This window comes from Bacillus sp. V2I10, from assembly GCF_030817055.1.
Lineage (GTDB): Bacteria > Bacillota > Bacilli > Bacillales > Bacillaceae > Bacillus_P.
Map to the genome: position 1 here is coordinate 2,575,839 of NZ_JAUSYV010000001.1, position 23,373 is coordinate 2,599,211.

General features: G+C 36.5%; 15 protein-coding genes and 1 pseudogene. 15 read left to right on the top strand and 1 reads right to left on the bottom strand.

Features of this window, described 5'->3' with window-relative positions:
• The first annotated feature begins 76 nt into the window (after positions 1–76).
• From QFZ72_RS12885 to QFZ72_RS12940, 12 genes and pseudogenes are all read left to right on the top strand, one after another.
• A complete protein-coding gene (locus QFZ72_RS12885) occupies positions 77–895 on the top strand; it encodes a carbohydrate ABC transporter permease (protein ID WP_307439747.1) in 819 nt (272 codons plus the stop codon).
• An 80-nt stretch (positions 896–975) separates the two neighbouring features.
• Entirely contained in the window at positions 976–1,956 is a 981-nt protein-coding gene (locus QFZ72_RS12890) for a glycoside hydrolase family 43 protein (RefSeq protein WP_307433853.1), read from the top strand.
• Positions 1,957–2,091: 135 nt separating this feature from the next.
• A complete protein-coding gene (locus QFZ72_RS12895) occupies positions 2,092–2,280 on the top strand; it encodes a hypothetical protein (protein ID WP_307433854.1) in 189 nt (62 codons plus the stop codon).
• Positions 2,281–2,382: 102 nt separating this feature from the next.
• Complete coding sequence (locus QFZ72_RS12900) at positions 2,383–3,714, top strand: arabinan endo-1,5-alpha-L-arabinosidase (RefSeq protein WP_307433856.1); 1,332 nt, start codon at positions 2,383–2,385, stop codon at positions 3,712–3,714.
• Positions 3,715–4,000: 286 nt separating this feature from the next.
• Complete coding sequence (araB, locus tag QFZ72_RS12905; protein ID WP_307433858.1) at positions 4,001–5,704, top strand: ribulokinase; 1,704 nt, start codon at positions 4,001–4,003, stop codon at positions 5,702–5,704.
• A 73-nt stretch (positions 5,705–5,777) separates the two neighbouring features.
• The gene (gene araD, locus QFZ72_RS12910; protein WP_307433860.1) at positions 5,778–6,494 is read left to right on the top strand and encodes an L-ribulose-5-phosphate 4-epimerase; all 717 of its coding nucleotides are present in this window, start codon (positions 5,778–5,780) and stop codon (positions 6,492–6,494) included.
• Positions 6,495–6,525: 31 nt separating this feature from the next.
• Positions 6,526–8,013, top strand: a complete 1,488-nt coding sequence (gene araA / locus QFZ72_RS12915; RefSeq protein ID WP_307433861.1) for an L-arabinose isomerase — start codon at positions 6,526–6,528, stop codon at positions 8,011–8,013.
• A 438-nt stretch (positions 8,014–8,451) separates the two neighbouring features.
• Positions 8,452–9,900: pseudogene (gene abnB, locus QFZ72_RS12920) on the top strand (arabinan endo-1,5-alpha-L-arabinosidase AbnB); the annotation flags it as partial.
• Positions 9,901–9,927: 27 nt separating this feature from the next.
• On the top strand, positions 9,928–11,583 hold the full coding sequence (locus tag QFZ72_RS12925; RefSeq protein WP_307439748.1) for a LamG domain-containing protein: 1,656 nt from the start codon (positions 9,928–9,930) through the stop codon (positions 11,581–11,583).
• A 1,056-nt stretch (positions 11,584–12,639) separates the two neighbouring features.
• Positions 12,640–14,253 carry an extracellular solute-binding protein gene (locus QFZ72_RS12930; RefSeq protein WP_307433863.1) on the top strand — a complete coding sequence of 538 codons (1,614 nt, stop codon included), beginning with the start codon at positions 12,640–12,642 and terminating at the stop codon, positions 14,251–14,253.
• 112 nt (positions 14,254–14,365) lie between these two features.
• Positions 14,366–15,334, top strand: a complete 969-nt coding sequence (locus QFZ72_RS12935) for an ABC transporter permease (RefSeq protein WP_307433865.1) — start codon at positions 14,366–14,368, stop codon at positions 15,332–15,334.
• A 36-nt stretch (positions 15,335–15,370) separates the two neighbouring features.
• Entirely contained in the window at positions 15,371–16,270 is a 900-nt protein-coding gene (locus tag QFZ72_RS12940; RefSeq protein WP_307433866.1) for a carbohydrate ABC transporter permease, read from the top strand.
• A gap of 145 nt (positions 16,271–16,415) precedes the next feature.
• Here the strand turns inward: QFZ72_RS12940 and QFZ72_RS12945 are convergent, their stop codons facing one another.
• Positions 16,416–17,057 carry a YesL family protein gene (locus QFZ72_RS12945; RefSeq protein WP_307433868.1) on the bottom strand — a complete coding sequence of 214 codons (642 nt, stop codon included), beginning with the start codon at positions 17,055–17,057 and terminating at the stop codon, positions 16,416–16,418.
• Between the two features lie 511 nt (positions 17,058–17,568).
• Between QFZ72_RS12945 and QFZ72_RS12950 the strand changes: the two genes are divergently transcribed.
• From QFZ72_RS12950 to QFZ72_RS12960, 3 genes are all read left to right on the top strand, one after another.
• Entirely contained in the window at positions 17,569–18,855 is a 1,287-nt protein-coding gene (locus QFZ72_RS12950) for a glycoside hydrolase family 27 protein (RefSeq protein WP_307433870.1), read from the top strand.
• A gap of 171 nt (positions 18,856–19,026) precedes the next feature.
• Positions 19,027–21,309 carry a glycoside hydrolase family 127 protein gene (locus tag QFZ72_RS12955; RefSeq protein ID WP_307433872.1) on the top strand — a complete coding sequence of 761 codons (2,283 nt, stop codon included), beginning with the start codon at positions 19,027–19,029 and terminating at the stop codon, positions 21,307–21,309.
• A gap of 564 nt (positions 21,310–21,873) precedes the next feature.
• Complete coding sequence (locus tag QFZ72_RS12960) at positions 21,874–23,370, top strand: alpha-N-arabinofuranosidase (RefSeq protein WP_307433874.1); 1,497 nt, start codon at positions 21,874–21,876, stop codon at positions 23,368–23,370.
• Positions 23,371–23,373 lie beyond the last annotated feature (3 nt).

Genomic DNA, 23,373 nt, shown 5'->3' on the forward strand with positions numbered 1-23,373 from the left:
GAAGGTAATGGAATTGGTTTTAAAGAAAAAAACAGAGACTAAGGTAAAGTATAGATCAGAAAAACAAAGTCGGAGAATGACTGATATTATTATTTTCATTTTGTTGAGTGTTGGGGCTGTTTTTATGGTGGCGCCACTCTTATGGATGTTTTCAACATCCTTTAAAGATATTCAAGAAGTTTATGCACTGCCTCCAGTATGGATTCCAGAGTCATTTAATGCTATTAAGTATATAGAAATTTGGGAAAAGGGTCCATTATTTAGCGGGATTACTAATAGTTTAATAGTGGCGGTTTCAGTTACTGTTATTGGAACATTTACTTCTAGTTTAGCTGCATTTGCATTTGGAAAAATGAATTTCCCATTCAAGAATCAATTATTTCTGTTGTTATTAACAGCTATGATGATTCCTTATCCAGTGGTAATGATACCTCAATTTATGATTTTTTCGCAAATTGGATGGGTTGATACGCTCTTACCGTTAATTGTCCCAGGATTGTTTGGAAATATTATTATGGTTTTCTTCCTGCGACAATATTTAACAAGTATCCCAAACTCAATTATCGAGGCTGCCAAAATCGACGGATGTTCATACTTTAAGATCTTTTACAAAATTATTTTTCCATTAGTGAAACCAGCAGTCGCAGCACAGCTAATCCTGTGGTTTATGGCTATATGGAATGATTATCTCGGACCGATTTTGTACTTGAATTCTCCTGAGAAACAAACATTACAACTTGTTATTGCAAACTTTAACTCTACTTATGCCATACAAAGTGATTATCCATTAATCATGGCTGCATCAGTTGTATCCTTACTTCCAATGTTAATAGTGTTTATCGTTTTCCAAAAACAGATTATCGAATCAGTTGCAATATCAGGAGTAAAAGGATAATGATCGAAGACATGGAATAAGCACGCGAATAGTATAATTATTCAAAATATTAAAACAAATAAATTTGAGGAGTTGTCATAATGAATGAATACAATGTGAAAAATCCGCTAATTGAACAACGAGCAGATCCATTTATTTATAAACATTCAGATGGATACTACTACTTCACTGCTTCAGTACCAGAATATGACCGAATTGAGCTTCGCCGCTCTGAAACTATTCAAGGCTTAACTGACGCAGAAGCAAAAACGATATGGATAAAACATGAGACTGGGATTATGAGTGCTAATATTTGGGCTCCGGAGATTCATTATGTCAATGAAAACTGGTATGTATATTTCGCTGCTGCAAGATCAACTGAAACAAAGGACGGATTATTTGATCACCGCATGTTTGTACTCGAAAATTCTTCTGCTAATCCGTTAGAAGGGGACTGGGTGGAAAAAGGCCAAGTAAAAACGAAATGGGAATCCTTTGCTTTAGATGCAACAACATTTGAACATAAAGGGATTAGATACTATGTTTGGGCGCAAAAAGATCCAGAAATTACCGGTAATTCTAACTTGTATATCGCTGAAATGGAGAACCCATGGACACTCAAAGGTGAACAGGTTTGTATTACAGCCCCTGAATACGATTGGGAAAAGATTGGCTTCTTAGTGAATGAAGGTGCAGCAGTTCTTAAACGAAATGGTCGAATTTTCATTTCATATTCAGCAAGTGCAACTGACTTCAACTATTGTATGGGATTATTAACGGCTGATGAAAACAGTGATTTACTAGATCCGGCATCATGGAAAAAATCCTCTATTCCTGTTTTTACAACGAATGAAGAAACTGCACAATATGGACCAGGTCATAATTGCTTCACTGTTTCTGAAGATGGATCAAAAGATATTCTCGTTTACCACGCGAGAAATTATAAAGAAATTGAAGGTGATCCTTTGTATGATCCAAACCGGCATACACGCGTTCAGGCTATTGAATGGAATGAAGATGGAACACCTAATTTTGGCGTCCCAGCACCAGATACGAAACCTGTTCTTAATAATAAATATTAATTTTGAGGCTGATTCGTTATAGTCAGCCTTTTTTTAACATCAAAAACAGGCAGAAGGTTGAGATTTTATTAAAATAAAAAATCAATTATAGGTATGTCTGCTATCCCGCTTTTACTCATCACAGCTTTTGCCATTATGAACTACGATCAAAAGTTGAAAACACTTCTTGCATCTCACTGCCATTCTTCACCTGCAAAAACACCAATTGAACAAATTAACGCTTGTATTCTTCATGATGAGGCAAAATGGTCAACCAATAATACTCATGATGCTGAAATCATACTTGTTGTTGATTGGTATTACACATTTTCGATTATAAAGTAGCAGGCACACCTCTGCCAGGTATACAAATTATGATCAATTGAACATTTGTTGGCCGTGCCTTAAATCAAGTGGAAGACTAAATGAAAGAGGATGAAGACGAAGATGATTTTTCCGAAAGAACCAATTAAATATGACTTGTATGATCAGTTAATTGCTGCGCAAGAAGAATTATGGACTATTCATAATGTTCATGATCCAGCTCTAATAAAAGACGGAGATACTTACTATGTTTTCTCGACTGATGCAATGGTTGGAGGAGAACTGTCAGGCGGCATTCAAGTGCGAAAATCGAAGGATTTAATTGAATGGCAATGGGTAGGTCATGCATTTGAACATATTCCTGAGGAAGCATTTGCATGGACAGGTGCGAAAGGGCTGTGGGCACCGGATGTAACAAAATATGGTGATACTTACTATTTATATTATGCAGCATCGCAATTTGGAAAAAATCAATCTTTTATTGGAGTTGCAACTAGCAAGCATATCGAAGGTCCATGGACAGATCAAGGTGAGGTTTTCAAAACAGAACATGGAAAAGACAAACCAAATGCAATAGACCCGAATATAACGTTTGACCAGGACGGAACTCCTTGGATGGTCTATGGTTCCTTTTTTGGGGGGATTTATCTTTCTAAAATTGATCCTGCTACCGGTAAGTTAGCGGAACAAAACGAGGGGAAATTAATCGCTAGAAGACATCATAGTGTTGAAGCCGCAGTTGAGGGACCCTACATTTTGTATCATCCAGAACTGAAAAAGTACTATTTGTTTGTTTCATATGATTCACTGTTCAACACCTATAATATACGTGTCGCAAAAGCAGATCATATAGAGGGACCTTATCTCGATTTTGATGGAAATGTCATGACAAATATTGAAATTGAACCAAACGAAACTGGTATGAAAGTTCTTGGCGGTTATAAGTTTGGTCAGGCAGAGGGATGGATCGGACCAGGACATAACTCTGTATTGAAAGATGGAGATCAATATTTCATTTGCCATCACGCTAGAGGTGAAAGGACAAAAAAACATCATGCTTTGCACATCCGCAGAATTTTATGGACAGAAGACGGTTGGCCTCTAGTATCACCAGAACGATATGCAGGTGAAATAGAGCAGTCTATAGATCCCGTTGCTATTGCAGGGACCTGGGAATGCATCTTATTTGATAAGCATGAAAATAACCAGATCCGTTCATCTTTATTTGAACTGCTGCCAGATGGAAAAATAGCCAGTGAAGAAAATGGATATTGGAAATATGTAAATTACAACTTATTTGAACTATTTATAAGCGGTACATTTGGTAAACAAAACATCATTGTCCTACCTGCATGGAATTGGAGCAGCTGGAAATCTACTCTTGTCTTTACAGGTAAAAATGAAAATGGATATGTCATAATCGCTAAAAAGGTAAATAAGCGGATGAAAGAGTAAAAATAAATGATCCTCACAACTTGTAAGTATAAGTAACAGATAAACAAAGTAAAAAGTACAAAGAGATTACTAAATTTGTATTGAAAAAAATTTTAAAAGTGCTAAGATTTACTTAAGGTTATACGTACGAGTTGGAATTCAACAGGATTTTTTTTAAAAAAACCTTAACTTTTGGTGAAAAGTTATAGCTCTCATCAAACTTGTACGTATAAAAATAATAAATGAACCTCCTTATCTTTTTAATTGTGAGGATATATGTTTTAAAGAATGAAGCCGGGGTGAAAATATGACTAAATATTCAATAGGTGTAGACTATGGAACGCAATCTGGAAGAGCCGTACTTGTGGAAATTGGTACAGGAAAAGAAGTTGCTACAGCAGTTAAACCATATACTCATGGAGTAATGGATGAATTTTTGCCGAATGGCAATACAAAACTTGAAAACGATTGGGCCTTACAGCATCCAACAGATTATATAGAAGTGTTGGAAACGACAATTCCAGAAGTTTTAAAGCAAGCTAACATTTCTGCTGATGATGTTATTGGCATTGGAATTGATTTTACAGCATGTACAGTTTTACCAATCAATAAGAATGGAACACCTTTATGCATGACAGATGAATTCAAAAATCATCCACATAGCTTTGTTAAGCTTTGGAAGCACCATGCAGCACAGGATGAAGCAAATCGTTTAAATGAAATTGCAGAAGCAAGAGGCGAAAATTTTCTTCAACGATACGGGGGGAAAATTTCTTCAGAGTGGTTAGTACCTAAACTTTGGCAGATTTTAAACGAAGCACCAGAAATTTATACGGCAACTGATCAATTCGTTGAAGCAGCAGATTGGGTTATCTATCAATTAACAGGTGATTTAAAAAGAAATAGCTGTACTGCTGGATATAAAGCAATGTGGCATAAGCAAGATGGCTACCCAGCTAAAGAGTTTTTTAAAGCTCTAGATGAACGTTTAGAAAATGTTGTTGAAGAAAAATTATCGCGTGACATTGTTCCCATCGGTTCAAAAGCAGGGGAACTAACGGAACAATCTTCAAAATTAATTGGCCTAAATCCAGGAACTGCAGTTGCAATCGCAAACGTAGATGCGCATGTTGCTGTACCTGCTGTAGGAATTACTGAGCCTGGTAAACTATTAATGATTATGGGAACGTCTACATGCCATATTTTATTAGGGAATGAGGAAAAGGTTGTCCCTGGTATGTGCGGAGTTGTTGAAGGTGGTGTTATCCCTGGGTTAATGGGCTATGAAGCTGGCCAGTCCTGTGTGGGAGATCACTTTGAATGGTTCATTGAAAATTGTGTTCCTGCAGCCTACTATGAGGAAGCCATAACTAAAGGCGTTAACATCCACCAGCTTTTAACTGAAAAGGCAGCTCAGCTGCAGGTTGGTGAAAGCGGTTTAATTGCGTTGGACTGGTGGAACGGTAACCGTTCAACATTAGTCGATGCGGATTTAACAGGTGTTTTATTAGGTGCTAATTTACTTACAAAGCCTGAAGAAATCTATCGAGCACTTATTGAAGCTACTGCATTTGGAACACGCACAATTGTAGAAGCTTTCAGAAATAGCGGAGTTCCAATTTATGAAGTATATGCATGTGGTGGAATTGCTGAGAAAAACACACTTATGATGCAAATATACTCTGATGTATTAAATATGGATATCCGTATTTCAGCCTCTTCACAAACTCCGGCACTGGGATCTGCAATGTTTGGGGCTGTAGCAGCTGGGAAAGAACGAGGCGGATACAATTCTATAAAAGAAGCTGCAAAAGAGATGGCTAGATTAAAAGAAGATATCTACCAGCCTGTTCAGCGGAATGCGGAGGTATATGACCAGTTATTTGCAGAATACTCACGACTGTATGAATATTTTGGACGCGGTGAGAATGATGTAATGAAAAACTTGAAGAAAATTAAGAAAGCTAGTGTTTCTATAAAAAAACTGTTATTACACAATAATCATTTTTGAATAAAACTGATTATGGGGGAGTGGAGACTAAACATAGGTTTGTTTCACACTTCACAAAGAAGGGAGAAAAATTATGCTTGAAGTTTTAAAAAAGCTAGTATTAGATGCAAATCTCCATTTACCAAAGTATAAAATGGTGACGTTTACGTGGGGAAATGTAAGCGGGATTGATCGTGAAAATGGACTTGTGGTAATCAAGCCAAGCGGTGTCGCTTACGAGGAGTTAAAAATAATAGATTTAGTTGTTGTGAATTTAGAAGGCGATATCGTTGAAGGAGAAATGCGTCCTTCATCAGACACAGCAACACATTTAGCTCTTTATAAAGCTTTTCCAGCAATTGGGGGTGTTGTTCACACTCATTCACCGTGGGCGACAAGCTGGGCACAGGCAGGCCGTTCAATACCAGCATTAGGAACGACACATGCAGATTACTATTATGGAGAAATTCCTTGTACAAGAACGCTAACTAAAGAAGAAATTACAAAATCGTATGAACTTGAAACTGGCAATGTCATTATTGAAACCTTTGAAACAGGCGGAATCGACCCACTAGCTACCCCAGGTGTTTTAGTATCAGGACATGCGCCATTTTGTTGGGGGAAAGATCCTTTCCAAGCCGTACACAATGCTGTCGTGTTAGAAGAAGTAGCGAAAATGGCGTTACACACATACCAACTTAATCCAGATATCAATCCAATTGATCAATTGCTATTAGATAAACACTATCTTCGCAAGCATGGAGCTAATGCGTACTATGGTCAAAAAGATGCAAAGGTAAACCACCAATAATCAATCATTCAGTCACTAAGGGGGAAAACAAATGTTAACAGTTAAATCATATGAATTTTGGTTCGTAACAGGTAGTCAAGACTTATACGGAGAAGAAACACTTAGAGAAGTAGAAGCGAATTCTAGATTCATTACAGAAGCTCTTGATCGTGACACCGCGGTTACATATAAACTTGTCTTTAAATCGGTATTAAAAGAGGCAGATTCCATTCGCAGATTATGTTTAGAGGCAAATGCGGATGAAAACTGTGCTGGTATTATCACATGGATGCATACATTTTCACCTGCTAAAATGTGGATCGCTGGTCTTTCAGCATTACAAAAACCGATGCTGCATCTTCATACTCAATTCAACCGTGACATCCCTTGGGATAGCATTGATATGGACTTCATGAACACAAACCAATCCGCACATGGTGACCGTGAATTTGGATTTATTGGCTGCAGATTGAATGTAAAAAGAAAAGTTGTTGTAGGTCATTGGGAAAACAATGAAGTAAGAAACAGAATCGGCAGCTGGATGCGTACATCAGTTGCTTTTTCAGAAGGGCAAAACTTAAAGGTTGCGCGCTTCGGTGATAACATGCGCAGAGTGGCAGTTACTGAAGGAGATAAAGTTGAAGCACAAATTAAACTTGGCTGGACAGTTAATGGTTATGGAGTCGGTGATTTAGTACAACGAATGAATGATGTAACTGAACAAGAAGTTAATCAGCTAATGGAAGAGTATGCGAGAGAGTACGATATTGTACCTGAAGGGTTGGAAGAAGGATCTGCTGTTCGCGAATCAATTCGTTACCAAGCAAGAATTGAGTTAGGCATGAAAGCCTTCTTAGAAGAAGGAAATTACACAGCATTTACAACAACCTTCGAAGACTTACACGGCATGAAGCAATTACCAGGACTTGCTGTTCAACGCTTAATGTCGCAAGGCTATGGATTTGCTGGTGAAGGTGACTGGAAAACTGCAGCACTACTTCGTACCTTGAAAATTATTGCTAACAATGAAGATACTTCTTTCATGGAAGATTACACTTATCACTTTGAGCCAGGAAATGAGCTTGTTCTAGGATCACATATGCTTGAAATTTGCCCTACGATTTCAGCAACGAAACCGAAAGTTGCAGTATATTCTCTGGGAATTGGCGGAAAAGAAGATCCTGCTCGTCTAATCTTTGATGGCAAAAGCGGTGCAGCAATTAATGCATCAATTATCGACCTTGGACAACGATTCCGTTTAGTTGTTAACGAAGTAGATGCGAAACAACCTGAAATTAACTTGCCAAACCTACCCGTTGCAAGAGTACTTTGGACTCCACAGCCATCTCTAAGTGAAGGTGCTGAAAACTGGATTATTGCTGGTGGTGCCCACCATACAGTATTCTCTTACAAAGTAACAGCTGAACAATTAAGAGACTGGTCTGAATTAGTAGGAATTGAATGTACATTAATTAATAATGACACAAATAAACATGCTTTCAAAAATGAATTACGCTGGAATGATGTTGTTTTTAGATAATTTGGACTGGAATAAAACGTGGTTGATAACAGTCAGACTAATGAAATCACCTATCGGGAAATGAAAATAGTTGATATTGAAGACATCTGATTGTTACAGCCGCTCCTCGTTTTTTCTTATATTTGAATTTCATGCAATGTAAAAAATTCACTCGTATCAGTATTCTTCACGCATTCCACCTTTTTAGATTAAGGGTATAAATCTGAAAAGCTTCCTATATCAATATTAGTGCCTTTGTAAGTATTATCATATGATTCGGTTTACCTTTTCGAGCCAAAATGCTAATTGGTACTATCAAGATAGTCAACTTGAATAATGTTGATTTCGTTAGAAGTGGTAAACTAGCTGTTGCTTTAGTTTTATTGCGATATATTTTAATATTCTATGCAAAATCAAAGGAATGAAATTCATTATGTTTCTGAAGAGGAGAATGGGAAGATGAATGGGAAAGTTTTTAGGAGAATATTGATTTTTTTCTTTGCAATTGTTTTTATTATTTCAGGATCAAATTTTTATTATGATCCTGAAGTTCAAGCGGATAAGGTGCCAGTTTTTAAAAATGCATCTGTACACGACCCATCTGTCATAAAAGTAGATAACTCCTTTTATGTGTTCGGATCTCATTTGGCAGCAGCTAAAACAGAGGATTTTATGCAATGGGAACGCTTTGCATCAGAAGTTAATCCAGAAAACCCCTTGTTTGAAAATGTGGTGGAGGAACTAAAAGAAACGTTTGATTGGTCTCAATCAGATACTTTATGGGCTTCTGATGTTATTCAGCTTGAAGATGGTAAGTACTATATGTATTACAATGCTTGTAAAGGTGATTCTCCACGCTCCGCACTTGGTATAGCAGTCTCAGATCATGTTGAAGGTCCTTATGAGGATACCGGAATTATTTTAAAATCAGGAATGTGGGACGAAATTAGTGAAGATGGAACGATTTATGATGCTGGCATTCATCCGAATACTGTAGATCCAGATGTGTTCTTTGATGCTGAAGGAAAACTTTGGATGATGTATGGTTCATATTCAGGAGGTATTTTTATTCTTGAATTAGATGGTGAAACGGGAAAACCCTTACCAGACCAAGGATATGGGAAAAAACTGCTTGGAGGAAATCATAGTAGAATTGAGGCTCCCTATATCCAGTATAACCCTGTAACAGATTATTATTATATGTATCTATCATTTGGGGGATTAGATTCATTTGGCGGTTACAACATGCGTGTAGTACGGTCTGAAAAACCAGATGGACCATACTATGATGCAGAAGGCAATGATATGATAAACGTAAAAGCTGACCCTGCTCTACCACTTTTTGATGATGCATCAATCGAACCTTATGGCGTAAAATTGATGGGGAATTTCTTGTTTACTAGAGAAATTGGGGAGCCTGGAACAGGGATTGGTACTGGGTATGTTTCTCCAGGGCACAATTCAGTCTACTATGATGAAGAGACAGATGAGCAATATTTAATCTTTCATACACGCTTCCCTGAAAAAGGTGAGCAGCATGAAATTCGTGTTCATAAAATGTATATGAACGCCGAAGGATGGCCTGTCGTTTCGCCGCATCGATACGCAGGTGAATCATTAGAAAATATTTCAGAATCAGATATAAGTGGAGATTACAAGTTTATTAATCATGGTAAAGATATTTCTTCAGGTATTAAAGAATCAGTTATTGTAAGCTTAAATAATGATGGAACAATCTCTGGAGAAGGTAATGGCACGTGGGAATTAACTGGTGATAATAAAGTGGTATTGAAGGTGGATGGAAGTACCTATGACGGTGTATTTGTACGTCAGTGGGATCCAACTTCAGAAAGTTTCGTGATGACTTTCACTGCATTATCAAATGAAGGTGTATCAATTTGGGGCAGTAAAACCGAAATTAAATCAGATGAAGAAATTGTAAAAGCTGTAAAAAATGATTTGGATCTTGGTGATACAAGCAATGTTATTAGTAACCTAACCTTACCTACAAAGGGGTTACGCCATTCTGAAATTACTTGGCAGTCTTCTAATCCTGAAGTTGTGTCTGGGCAAGGAATTGTGACGCGTCCAACTGAAGAAGAGAATGTTACTGTTACGCTGACAGCGACAATAACAAAAGGTGATAGTTCGGCAACTAAAACCTTTTCAATTACTGTTTTACCCCAAAAAGAGGGTAAATTAGTTGCTCACTATGCTTTTGAGGATAGTTTAGTTGATAGTACGAATAATGCTTATTCAGGAACGGTTACAGGTAATAGGATCAATAATACAGGCGGAGCTAATACTTACGCGGGCGGCAAAGTTGGAAAAGCTGTTATGTTTGATGGCGCATCAGGTATTCGCTTACCAGACGGCCTTATTTCTAGTAATAAATATACGGTTTCATTGTGGCTTAAACCAGACCAATTAACAGACTTCACAACGGCTTTCTTTGGAGCGCGCAATACTGACAGTTGGATAAGCTTAGTACCTAGAGGTGGCGACTGGGTCAACAATAATTCGATGATTTGGTCATCAAATAATGGATGGTATGATGCTGACACCAAGATAAAACTTCAAGTAAATGAATGGTCACATGTCGCATTTACTGTTGATAATGGTAAAATAGCTATTTATATAAACGGCGTTAAAACGTTCACAGGTACTGGATTTTCAAATATATTTACTACTACTGATGGTGTATTTAGCTTAGGTGTAAACTACTGGGATCTTCCATATAAAGGTTTAATGGATGAGGTACTCATATATGATTCAAAAGCTCTTTCAGAAGAGAAAATTATTGGTTACTATAAATCAGGAGAAATTCCAGAAGTGGAAGATCCAGATAAAATCGCTCCAGAAACGAATCATAAAATTGAAGAAAGTGAAAAAAACGGATGGTATCGTAAGCCTGTTACAGTTAACTTTACTGCTGAAGATAATGAGGCTGGTATTGAATCAACTCATTACAGTTTAAATGAAGGGGCTGAACAAATAGGAGATTCAGTAAAGATATCTAAGGATGGCAAATATCTTTTACAGTACTGGAGTATCGATAAGGCAGGCAATCGTGAAGAGAAAAAATCAGTAGAAATCAATCTTGATCAGACAGCTCCAATGATTACTTTTTCAGAAGCAGATGGAACTGAGTTTGGTGTGAATCAGGAAATGAATATTACATGCATAGCAGAAGATGCTCTATCAGGAATAGCCTCCTCATCATGCAAGGGTTTGACGATACCTGCTTATAAGCTAGGGTTAGGATCTCACTCTATTATAGGACATGCAATTGATAAAGCAGGTAATAGCTCAAGTGCAACTCTAAACATAATAGTTACTGTAAACTATAAAAGCTTAGGTAGTTTAACAGAACAGTTTCTGGAACAAAGTGATAATAAGAATTATAATCCTAAACCATTTATTAGCAAGCTTGAAGCAGCTAAATCATCTGAAGAGAAGGGGAAAATTCATGCAAGAAATGGACAAATAAGATCTTATATCAATCAAGTGAAGACAAAGATCGGCAGTGAATTTACAGCAGAACAGGCGAAAGTTTTGATTAATCTTGCTAACTCTCTTCTTGATAAATAAAAGAATGATGAATATTGCTTTACATTTTGTATAAGTGGATGTTGAAGAATAGATAGCATCCTAAATGAAACCTTGTAATATGAGAAATTGCTGAGCTTCCATGAAAATGGAGGCTCTTAATCACTTTTTCAAAAAAGTAATAATTACAAAGCCAGCATGAGAGGCTGCCTCACTTACAGTCGTGTTTCCTTCCATTAATAATTATCTGCTTCATGAATGCGCAGCATAGTTACATTTTCAATGAACATCCTACCATTTATTAGGATTAGATTGGAAGTTGATATCCCCTCAGCAGTAAGATCTTGAATATTAAAAATTAGCAATGAAGCTTGAATAACTATAATATTTTCATTCATTAACCTAATATTCTCTGTTTTTCTCAAAAGCAGGAACTGACAAATTTAAATCGCTAAAACACATACGGATAAGTTTTGTTTGAATTATCAAAAAAATAAAAAAATTAATGATTGAAAAAAGCAATAAATTTACTTACAATAAACTTATACGGATGAATTGGTGAATAACATTTTCACCTCAACACACATTCGTACAACATTATGCAAATCATACAGAATTAATCAATTATGTGTCATCCAAGCTAAACACTTTTTAATAATAAACAGTTTGTAAGCGTTATCAAAATGCACAGAACATTAATGGCGCTAGATTATTACATTTTTAGAACATTTTAGTCTTTTATAAAAGATTATTGAAGGGGGGGACATAGTAAGTTAGGTTATATACCCAAGATGATCATGCTTTACATCAGTCTTTTGAAATTTATTAATATACACTAAAACTCTCCTAAAAAATTATAACAACTACAGCTCCTATGGTTTCAAATGACGGATGATGAGATGTCAAGCCGACAGCGGAGAAACTTAAGGCTTTTCTCAACTGGAAACTGTTTCTAATCATTCTTTACTTCTTATTTCTGCACCTGAATCTATCAAAACACACCATCGCCTAACCATAACAACTAATAATAAGCAATTTTTACAGGTAATCTTTTTTAGCTAAGGTTATTTTTCGATAAAACAAAAGGGGGGAATTACCATGAAAAAGGTATTATCATTGTTATTAACCACCTGTTTAGCAACAACGACTCTGGCAGCATGCAGTGATAAAACAAGTAAGGAGCAAGAGGTAACTAAAGATGGAAGAGTTGTTTTAACTGGACTTATAACGAAACATCCACTGACAAAAAATGTTAACAAAATGGAATGGTTAGAAGAAGCTGAGAAACGAGCAGGCGTGGAGATTAAATGGGAAGAGGTGACAGCAGACTGGGAGCAGAAAAAAGGTGCTATGCTTGCTGGCGGTGATATTCCAGATATAATCGTAGGACCAAATGCAATAACGGACGCAGACTTTTCCAAATTCAAAGGACTTTTTGAAGATTTAACACCATTAATCGAGGATCACGGACCAAATATACAAAAAATGTTTGAAGAAAAGTCTGAATTAAAAGTTATTTCAACGCAGCTTAATGGCGAAATATACGGTTTACCTAAATATCAGAGATATTGGCCTGATACTGGAACAAGACAATTTATCAATCAAAAATGGCTGGACAATTTAGGTTTAGAACAACCAACGAATTGGGATGAATTATATACCGTTTTGAAAGCATTTAAAGAAGAAGATGCAAATGGCAATGGTGATCCAAATGATGAAATTCCAATGGACTTTGCTCCTATAGGAACTGGAGGTTTTGGTTTCTTTCACCCTACTGTTCTGCTGGGAAGTACTGGTATGACTATAGTTGGCGGCGGTGGACAAGGCTATTTTGCTGAAGATGGTAAAGTGAGCAACTTCTTTGTAGATGAACGTTATAAACAACTCGTTGAATTTTTGAACAAACTCTATAAGGAGAAATTAATTAGTGGGGAAGCATTTACTCAGGATTATACAAAATATCAATCAGTTGCACGCGGAGAGGGAGAAACTGCAACTGTTGGATATACGTATGGCTGGGAACTAACAGACAGATTCGGTAATGAATTAGCTCCGCAATATTCCTCTATTGCCCCGCTTAAGATAGATGAAAGCTCGACTGTAAAGCCATCATGGACGTATGATTATAATGTATTAAACTATGGCGTTAACATGATTCAAATGTCCTCACAAACAAAAAATAAAGAAGCCGCCATGAGATTTATTAATGAATTGTATGATCCAAAAGTTAGTATGCAGGTATTATTTGGTTCTCTAGGACCTAACATCAAAGATAATGGTGACGAAACTTACAGTATTCTTCCTCCAGAAGATGAAAAAATGGATCCAGGAACTTGGAAATGGACATCTTCATGGGCAGATAATGGACCATTGTATATTTCTGATTCTTTAAAACTGACTTTAGGTACAGATATGCAGTCAGTTGGAGAGCAAACAGAAGCACTACAGAGTGCATTGGATGCTATTGACACTGAAAACGACGTTTTACCTGATACGTTCTTAAAATATTCTGAAGAAGATAACAATGTGATGAGCCTGGTCAATACAGAACTGATGAACCTGGCAATGGCGAATTTCTCCAAATGGGTTACAAAAGGCGGAATTGATTCGGAATGGGATTCTTACGTCGAAAAAATGAATCAAATGGGACTCCCGGGAAATATTGAAATCGTCCAAGAGTACTATGATGATTACAAGTCCAAAATGGAATAAATCACTGTGAAAGGCTGATGCAATCAATCATTCTTAATAAATAATTTGGGAGATGCTATACCATTTTATGTTGTGGTATAGCATCTTCTATAAATAAAGGAGAATTTTGTTCATGCCCTTTATAAACTTGGAATCAAAAAAAATTAATAGCATCACTTCTATACCTTTGCAAAAAAAGAAAACAATCTTTAATACATTTAAACGTGATTATCAATTATGGCTGTTGATCCTTCCTGCAATTGTTTGTGTCATCATATTTAACTACATTCCGATGTACGGAATTCAATTAGCCTTCCGTGAATATGACTTTACTGCTAAACTCACCGGGGGAGAATGGGTAGGGCTAAAATACTTCGAACAATTTATAAATAGCCATTTGTTTACCGACCTTTTGAAGAACACAGTAGTTATTAGTTTAACAACAATTTTAATAGGTTTTCCGGCTCCCATTATTTTGGCATTGTTAATTAACCAAATCAGATGGAAGCGGGGAAAAAAAATTCTTCAAACTACAGTCTATTTACCACACTTTATTTCTTTGGTGGTGTTGGTTGGGTTGTTAAATGTACTCTTATCACCAAACACTGGTATTTTAGGGCTCTTAGTAAATAAGATGGGTTTTGAGGAATTGAATTTATTAGCTTCTACAGAAACCTTTGTGCCAGTGTACGTGCTTTCTGACGTGTGGCAGCATGTAGGCTGGAATAGTATTATCTATTTGGCAGCACTTTCTAGCGTTGATCCGCAATTATACGATGCTGCTAAGATTGACGGGGCTAATAGGTGGCAAATTATCCGGAATGTAGAGATTCCAGCCATTATTCCTACAATCATTATCCTCCTTATCCTAAATATGGGGCATATCATTAGTACAGGATTCGAAAAGATATTTTTAATGCAAAATTCATTAAATCTCCCAGTTTCAGAGGTTATAGAAACATATGTATATAAGATTGGTATTATTTCTAACCAATTCAGTTATGCTGCAGCGATTGGTTTGTTTAACACCTTAATTAATTTCACTTTATTGTTAGTCATGAATTATATTGCAAAAAGAACTTCAAGAATAAGTTTGTGGTAATAGAGAAACATTTACTATTAGCAAGGAGGGAAGGTCATGGGCTTTCTAAAAACTAAAAATTACTCAGAATTACTATTTGATATTTTTATCTACACTACATGTGCTTTAGTATTCTTAGTCATTGCCTATCCTTTGTATTTTGTCATTATTGCGTCAGTCAGTGATTCAACACTTGTTTCTACTGGAAAAGTTCTATTCTTCCCAAAGGGATTTAGTCTTTTTGGGTATCAGGAGATCTTTCAAGATTCAAGAATTTGGATTGGATACAGAAATACAATGATCTACGCGTTAGGTGGTACCTTAATTAATTTGTTATTCACATTACCAGCAGCTTATGCACTATCAAGACAAGAGTTTAGAGCAAGACGTCCTTTAATGTTTTTCTTCGTCTTCACCATGTTTTTTAATGGCGGGTTAATCCCAACATACCTATTAATGAAAGATTTATCTATGATAGATACAATGTGGGTCTTTATCTTTAACCCAGTTACAGTAAATGTATTTAACCTTATTATTACAAGAACTTTTTTTGAAAGTACGATTCCAAATGAAATGTATGAAGCTGCCATTATGGATGGATGTAATCACGTTAAATTTTTCTCAAAAATAGTATTGCCTTTGTCAAAAGCGGTAATATCCGTTATTGGACTATATTACTTAGTCTGGCATTGGAATGACTTCTTTACGGGTTTAATTTATATTAGAGATTATAGTTTGCAGCCGCTGCAAATTGTATTGAGAGATATCCTCATTTCCAACCAGGTTTTCGCTGAAGGTGCTGGCAGTGGAGGAGCTGGAGGAGGGTATGCACAAAGATACGCCGATCAAATTAAATATGGTGTTATCATAGTTTCTACCTTGCCGATTTTAGTTGTGTATCCATTTTTACAAAAATATTTTGAAAAAGGTGTTATGATTGGATCTGTAAAAGGATAACTGATCGCTGTGTTTCAGATAAGGATTAGTACATTTTAAGATTTTGTAAATGAAAACAAAATAAAAAAAGCATTTGAGAATGATTACGCAAATTCTCAAGTGCTTTTTTCTTTATAAATTCTTATTCGAAAAAACAGTTCGTTTATTATTGCGTTGAATGATTATTTTTTCTATCATAAGAATGCTCTAAACCTGGAAACGATCTGGAAGATATTTTCATTATTATATAACTTATTAAACCGATCCCAAACACTGGAATTAAACCAGGAACTTGAAAGAATAATAATATCGTAATTACTAATACAGCGATCATTAAGGTAGATTGTAACGGTCTGCCTATTGATAGGACAAAAGCATATTTAATATAATCGATTGTTTTAAAATTATAATGAACAAAGACTGGAAATACATGAAGCAAAGTTAATAGATAGAGTAGTCCTGCAATATAAGTAATGACAATCATGAATTGATTAAAAATATTGGCATCTAATTGCTGCAGCACTCTTAAATTGATATATAAAATAAATCCTGCAACTAAAAATATATAACCTAGAAGATTTGATTTTAGAAACTCTACTTTGAAAGTATTCCAAAACAATTTAATGATAGAAACGTTCTCTGCTGACATTATTAATTTTCTTATTACAGCATGTATAGCTGCAGTAGCTGGAAATATACCTAGTATAAAAAGTCCCGATAAAGAAAACAAGAACCATAAAATATTCAGTACAAACAAATGAAATGCCCATTCACCAATACGAATATACCAACTTGTTACACCTTTCATACCTACTGTCCCTCCCATTAGTATTTTGTAATCGCTTTTATAATCGTGTTTGTCAAATGGTTTATTAAATGCTGTTATCAAAACGTTCCAAGTTCAATAAAATATAAGTTGTTCGTATAAGTTAAGAATACACAACTTAGGTGTACACGTAAATAAATTTTTAAAAACTCTGAATATTGTGTGGGTAATTCTTGAACCTTAGAGTGGCTTAGTTTATCAGTGTATTTAAATATTAATTTCTCTAAATATATTTTTTTTAGCTGTCATTTTTTTTGAAAAATGTTGCGTTAGAATTAATACAGAACTTCTTGACAAACAAATAGAATATCATTAATCTGAATGTACGTACAAATTATCGGTATTTTCACACTATGCAAATACATCCGCTCAACTATTAAGTTCGTTCGCTTTGTTAATCTTATTTATAATTTTGAAAGCGCTATAAAACGAAAAAATACTATGAGTTTCACTTTGCCCAAGTAAAGATTAGTTATAAAAGGAGTGGGAAAAATTGAATCATCATAAATATGCTTTAACTCCTCCGATGGGTTGGAATAGTTGGGATTGTTATGGTGCTGCAGTTAGGGAAGAAGAAGTAAAAGGAAACGCTGAATACATGGCAGCACATTTAAAGCAATACGGCTGGGAATATATAGTCGTTGACATTCAATGGTCAGAGCCCGGGGCTGTTTCTTCAGCATATCGACATTTTGTACCCTTGGAAATGGATGAATATTCAAGATTAATTCCAGCTGTTAATCGCTTTCCTTCAGCAAAGGAAGGAAAAGGTTTTAAGCCATTAGCTGATTATATCCATAATCTCGGGTTAAAATTTGGCATCCACATTATGAGAGGGATTCCTTGTCAAGCGGTTCATCAAAATACAAAAATACTTGGTGCAGATGTTAAGGCGAGGGACATCGCTAAACCTAATTCCATTTGTCCATGGAATACAGATATGTATGGTGTGGATGCTGCAAAAGAAGGAGCACAAGCATACTATGACTCATTGTTTAAGCTATATGCTGAGTGGGAAGTGGATTTCGTTAAAGTAGATGATATTGCAGCCTCAAAGCTTTACAGTACTCACACAGAAGAAATAAAAATGATCAGGAAAGCTATAGATCTTTGTGGCCGTCCCATGGTTTTAAGCCTATCTCCAGGACCTGCACAACTAGAACAAGCAAGCTTATTAGAAGAAAATGCAAATATGTGGCGGATGACCGATGATTTTTGGGATCTTTGGGAGTCGTTGTATAACATGTTTGATCGTTGTTATAAATGGAGCAAAAATGTCGGACCTGGTCATTGGCCAGATGCAGACATGCTGCCTTTAGGCCATATTGGTATACGTTCAGTTGATGGTGGAGCAAGTGACCGTTACACAAGATTTACCAAGGCTGAGCAGGTAACTATGATGACATTATGGTCAATTTTTCGTTCTCCACTGATGTTTGGCGGTGAGCTAAGGGATAATGATGATTGGACATTATCTTTACTAACAAATGAAGAAGTGCTTGAAATGCACAAATATAGCCATAGCGCGCGTCAAGTATATAGGGAAGATGAAAAGGTGGTATGGGCTTCACAAGGTGATGAGAGCTATTATGTTGCATTATTTAATATTGGTGACATAACGCAAAAAGTTTCAGTTGATTTCAGTCAACTAGATTTGCCTTCATCAATGCCATTACAACTCAGAGATTTGTGGAAGCGAGAACAGCTTGGTTCGGTAAGTAATAAGATCAGCTATGAGTTATCGCCACATTCGTCAATACTACTAAAAATAGCTTTATAGAAAGTTTTATGCTTACCCCATTACATCTTTATCTATGTTTTCTAGATTAATACAAAAATCTAAAAAAAGATATTTATTCTATAGTATTGTGAATTCCATAAGGCATGAATGAGATTCACAATAGAAGTATGTCAATGTTAATAAGTCATTTATAAGTAGGAGGATGATTTGATGAAGAATGTTAAACTTTTAGCTGGTATTTTTAAAGACTCACAGCAAATAGGAAAAGAGTATTTGCTTTATCTAGATGTCGATCGGCTTGTAGCCCCCTGTTATGAAGCGGCCTCCCAGATACCGAAAAAACCTCGTTACGGAGGATGGGAAACAAAGGGAATCAGTGGACATTCAATAGGTCATTGGCTTTCTGCAGCTTCAACAATGTATGCGGTTACAGGTGATAAAAAATTAAAACAAAAACTGGATTATGCAATAGCAGAACTTGCTTATGTGCAATCATTTGATCCTGATGGATATGTCAGCGGGTTTCCCCGTGACTGCTTCGATAAAGTTTTTGAAGGCGGGGACTTTGAAGTGTCAAATTTCAGTCTGGGCAATTCATGGGTGCCATGGTATAGCATTCACAAAATTTTTGCGGGACTTATTGATGCCCATCAACTTTGTCATAGCGAAAAGGCTCTTGAAATATTGAATAGGCTTGCAGAGTGGGCTAAGAAAGGGTCAGATAATCTTTCGGATGAGCAATTTCAAAGAATGCTGGTTTGCGAACATGGCGGAATGAATGAATCAATGGCTGACCTTTATTTGATTAATGGCAATCGTGATTATCTGGACCTTGCGGTCAGGTTCTGCCATAAAGCTGTCCTTGATCCATTATCTAAAGCAATTGATGATCTTGAGGGAAAACACGCCAATACTCAAATTCCGAAAGTAGTTGGCGCTGCTAAGCTTTATGAAATAACTGGTGAAACCTACTATCGAGATGCTGCTGAATTCTTTTGGGAACGAGTAACTCAAAACAGATCATATGTTATTGGCGGAAACTCAAAAAATGAACATTTCGGGGTAGAAAATTCAGAAGATCTCGGAATTACGACAACAGAAACATGTAATACGTATAATATGATGAAGCTGACAGAGCATTTGTATAGTTGGACCCATAAATCAAAATATATGGATTACTATGAGAGAGCATTATATAACCATATCCTCGCATCACAGGATCCAGATACAGGCATGAAGACGTATTTTGTGTCAACACAACCAGGTCATTTTAAAGTATATAATTCACCAGATCATTCTTTCTGGTGTTGTACTGGAACTGGTATGGAAAATCCAGCACGGTATACAAGAAACATTTATCATGAAGATGAAAATGACTTGTTTGTAAACCTATTTATTGGATCCGAAATAGTCTTGGAAAATAAAAAAATAAAAATCAAGCAAGAAACCACATTTCCTGAATCATTCAATACAAAGTTAACAATTGAAAATGCAATTGATGAGTTATTAACGGTTCATATTCGTGTGCCGTATTGGGTTTCAGGAGAAGTTACTGCCATTGTTAATGGAAGAAAGACCTATACCTGCTGTGATCGAGGGTATTTAACAATTAGCAATAATTGGAATGATGGTGATGTAATCGATATTATGACTCCGATGGAACTTCATATGTATAGACCGAAAGATGGGTCTGATAAAGTTTCATTTATGTATGGACCAGTTGTACTTGCCGGTGCATTAGGAACAGAAAAGTTTCCAGAAAGTGATATTGTGGATGATCATTTAAAGTTGAACAACCATCCATTAATAAGTGTACCAACTCTCGTTTCGGATGAATCTGATTTAAATAAATGGATAAAACCTATTGCCGGTGCCTCTTTAACTTTTGAAACGGAGCCTGTTGGACAACCTGGCAATGTCAAATTAACCCTTGTTCCGTTTTATTCCCTGCATCACCAGCGTTATACATTATATTGGAATGTAATGACGCAGGAAGTGTATGAGAAGTATTTAACGAAAGAACAAACGGAAATGGAGAAATTACAGTCAGTCACTATTGATAGTGTTCAGCCTCACGAACAACAACCAGAGGTTGACCATTTGATTAAAACGCAAAATTCACAATCGGGATATTTGAATCTTGTCCATAAAGGATGGAGGGATAGTCGTGGCGACGGCTTCTTCAGTTACGAAATGGCTGTGGAGCCTGAAAAGGAAATGTATTTACACGTAACCTATTTTGGGGGTGATCGTGTATTACATCTAGATGGAAAAGCATATATACGAGAGTTCAATATTCTCGTGGATGGCACAGAAATTGCTAAGCAGACACATAATGAGGATATATCTGATAACCTTTTTGATGTTGTTTATACGATTCCATTCAGGTTGACCGCAGGAAAAGAAAAGATTGAAGTCAAATTTGTATCCGACAAAGGAAAAATAGCTGGTGGTGTATACGGAGTAAGGGTCATTAATGACAAGCTAAAATAAACTTTTTAAAATTTATAATATATAAAAATAATCATTGAAAAAAAGTTAGATAATGTTAAAATTTAATCAATGTTATACGTACAAGTTAAATAGATTGCTAATTATTATGAACTTATATGTACGAATGCCTTATGCTTAAACTATTTCGATTTCAGCTTGTACGTATCATGGGTTAGATTCTTTTTAGATACACGAATGTTGAGGAAATCAAACGAATTGCTAATTTAAGCCTGGTTGATGGAATTACCATCAATCCAACTCTTATTGCTAAAGAAGGGATGGATTTTAGACAAGGATCTAGGAAATTAGTTCGGTTTTAAACGGTTCTGTCAGTTCGGATGTCATTGGTTAATGAAGTCTCTGAAATTACGACTTGGGCAGAAACAACCTACATAATGTCGAATAGAGGAGTAAAGACGAATGTCACGCTGATTTTTACAGAGGCCCAAGGGTTAATGGAGGTGCTGGGAACAGCTTTTAGCTAAATAACTTTTACAGGTTTTTCAATATTACAGGAGTAGAGTTAGAAAATAAAAATCAGCTCTCCAAAAAAGGAGGATTTCAATGAACAACTCAATCGTTATTAACGCAGATTTAGAAAAAGGAACCATTAATAAAAATATATACGGCCACTTCGCTGAACATCTTGGAAGATGTATTTACGAAGGAATTTGGGTGGGGGAAGAATCTCATATACAGAACACGAACGGATTACGCAGTGATGTTATAGAGGCATTAAAAAAGCTTCAAGTGCCGGTACTTCGCTGGCCTGGTGGCTGCTTCGCCGACGAGTACCACTGGAAGGACGGAATTGGGCCATTGGAAAATCGCAAGAGGATGGTTAACACGCATTGGGGCGGAGTTGTTGAGAATAACCACTTTGGTACACATGAGTTCTTGATGCTTTGCGAAATGCTCGATTGTGAACCTTATATTTGTGGGAATGTTGGTAGCGGTACTGTACAAGAAATGTCTGAATGGGTAGAATACATGACCTTTGAAGGTGAGTCACCAATGGCCAACTGGCGAAGGGAAAATGGCAGGGAGGAGCCCTGGAAATTAAAATATTTCGGGGTCGGCAATGAGAACTGGGGTTGTGGCGGAAACATGCGCCCTGAATATTATGCTGATTTATACCGCCGGTACCAGACGTATGTACGTAATTATGGCGGTAACAAAATTTATAAAGTTGCCGGCGGTGCAAATGTTGATGACTACAACTGGACTGAAGTGTTAATGAAGAATGCTGGAGGCTTAATAGATGGTCTGAGCCTTCATTATTATACAATCCCAGGAGACTTTTGGTTAGGAAAGGGTTCGGCACTTGATTTCCAAGAGGATGAATGGTTTATCACCATGAAAAAATCACTCCATATGGAGGAATTAATCACAAAGCACGGTACCATCATGGATAAATATGATCCTGAAAAACGAGTGGGGATGATCATTGATGAGTGGGGAACGTGGTTTGATGTTGAACCAGGTACAAATCCAGGATTTTTGTATCAGCAAAATACAATTCGTGATGCATTGGTTGCCGGAGTGCACTTCAATATTTTCCATAAGCACAGCGACCGAGTCCAGATGACTAATATTGCCCAGACAGTCAATGTTCTGCAAGCAATGATTCTGACTGAAGGCGATAAGATGATCCTGACTCCAACCTATCATCTGTTTGAAATGTTTAAGGTCCACCAGGATGCGCAGCTTTTGGCAGTTGATTGTAACATTGCCGATTATGAATACAATGGCGAGAAATTACCGCAGGTCAGTGTGTCAGCATCAAAAAATAAAGAAGGAAAGGTCCATATTAGTTTATGTAATCTTGATCATAAAAATGAAGCTGGGCTAGAAATGGATATTCGAGGGTTGATTATTAATAAAACTAAGGTGTCCGGAAGAATTTTGACAGCCGGAAGCATGAATGACCACAACAACTTTGAAGAACCTGAAAAGGTAACACCAGCGGACTTCAATCATGTTTCAGTCGCAGAAAATAAAATATCTGTTCAGCTTCCGCCAATGTCTGTCGTCGTTATTGCGATCGAACAGGGGACATGAGGG

Coding starts and splice junctions, on each gene's coding strand:
- QFZ72_RS12935 (WP_307433865.1), top strand. CDS start 14,366: ATGCCCTTTATAAACTTGGAATCAAAAAAAATTAATAGCATCACTTCT.
- QFZ72_RS12890 (WP_307433853.1), top strand. CDS start 976: ATGAATGAATACAATGTGAAAAATCCGCTAATTGAACAACGAGCAGAT.
- QFZ72_RS12895 (WP_307433854.1), top strand. CDS start 2,092: ATGAACTACGATCAAAAGTTGAAAACACTTCTTGCATCTCACTGCCAT.
- QFZ72_RS12955 (WP_307433872.1), top strand. CDS start 19,027: ATGAAGAATGTTAAACTTTTAGCTGGTATTTTTAAAGACTCACAGCAA.
- QFZ72_RS12940 (WP_307433866.1), top strand. CDS start 15,371: ATGGGCTTTCTAAAAACTAAAAATTACTCAGAATTACTATTTGATATT.
- QFZ72_RS12960 (WP_307433874.1), top strand. CDS start 21,874: ATGAACAACTCAATCGTTATTAACGCAGATTTAGAAAAAGGAACCATT.
- QFZ72_RS12900 (WP_307433856.1), top strand. CDS start 2,383: ATGATTTTTCCGAAAGAACCAATTAAATATGACTTGTATGATCAGTTA.
- QFZ72_RS12930 (WP_307433863.1), top strand. CDS start 12,640: ATGAAAAAGGTATTATCATTGTTATTAACCACCTGTTTAGCAACAACG.
- araB (WP_307433858.1), top strand. CDS start 4,001: ATGACTAAATATTCAATAGGTGTAGACTATGGAACGCAATCTGGAAGA.
- araA (WP_307433861.1), top strand. CDS start 6,526: ATGTTAACAGTTAAATCATATGAATTTTGGTTCGTAACAGGTAGTCAA.
- QFZ72_RS12885 (WP_307439747.1), top strand. CDS start 77: ATGACTGATATTATTATTTTCATTTTGTTGAGTGTTGGGGCTGTTTTT.
- araD (WP_307433860.1), top strand. CDS start 5,778: ATGCTTGAAGTTTTAAAAAAGCTAGTATTAGATGCAAATCTCCATTTA.
- QFZ72_RS12945 (WP_307433868.1), bottom strand. CDS start 17,057: ATGAAAGGTGTAACAAGTTGGTATATTCGTATTGGTGAATGGGCATTT.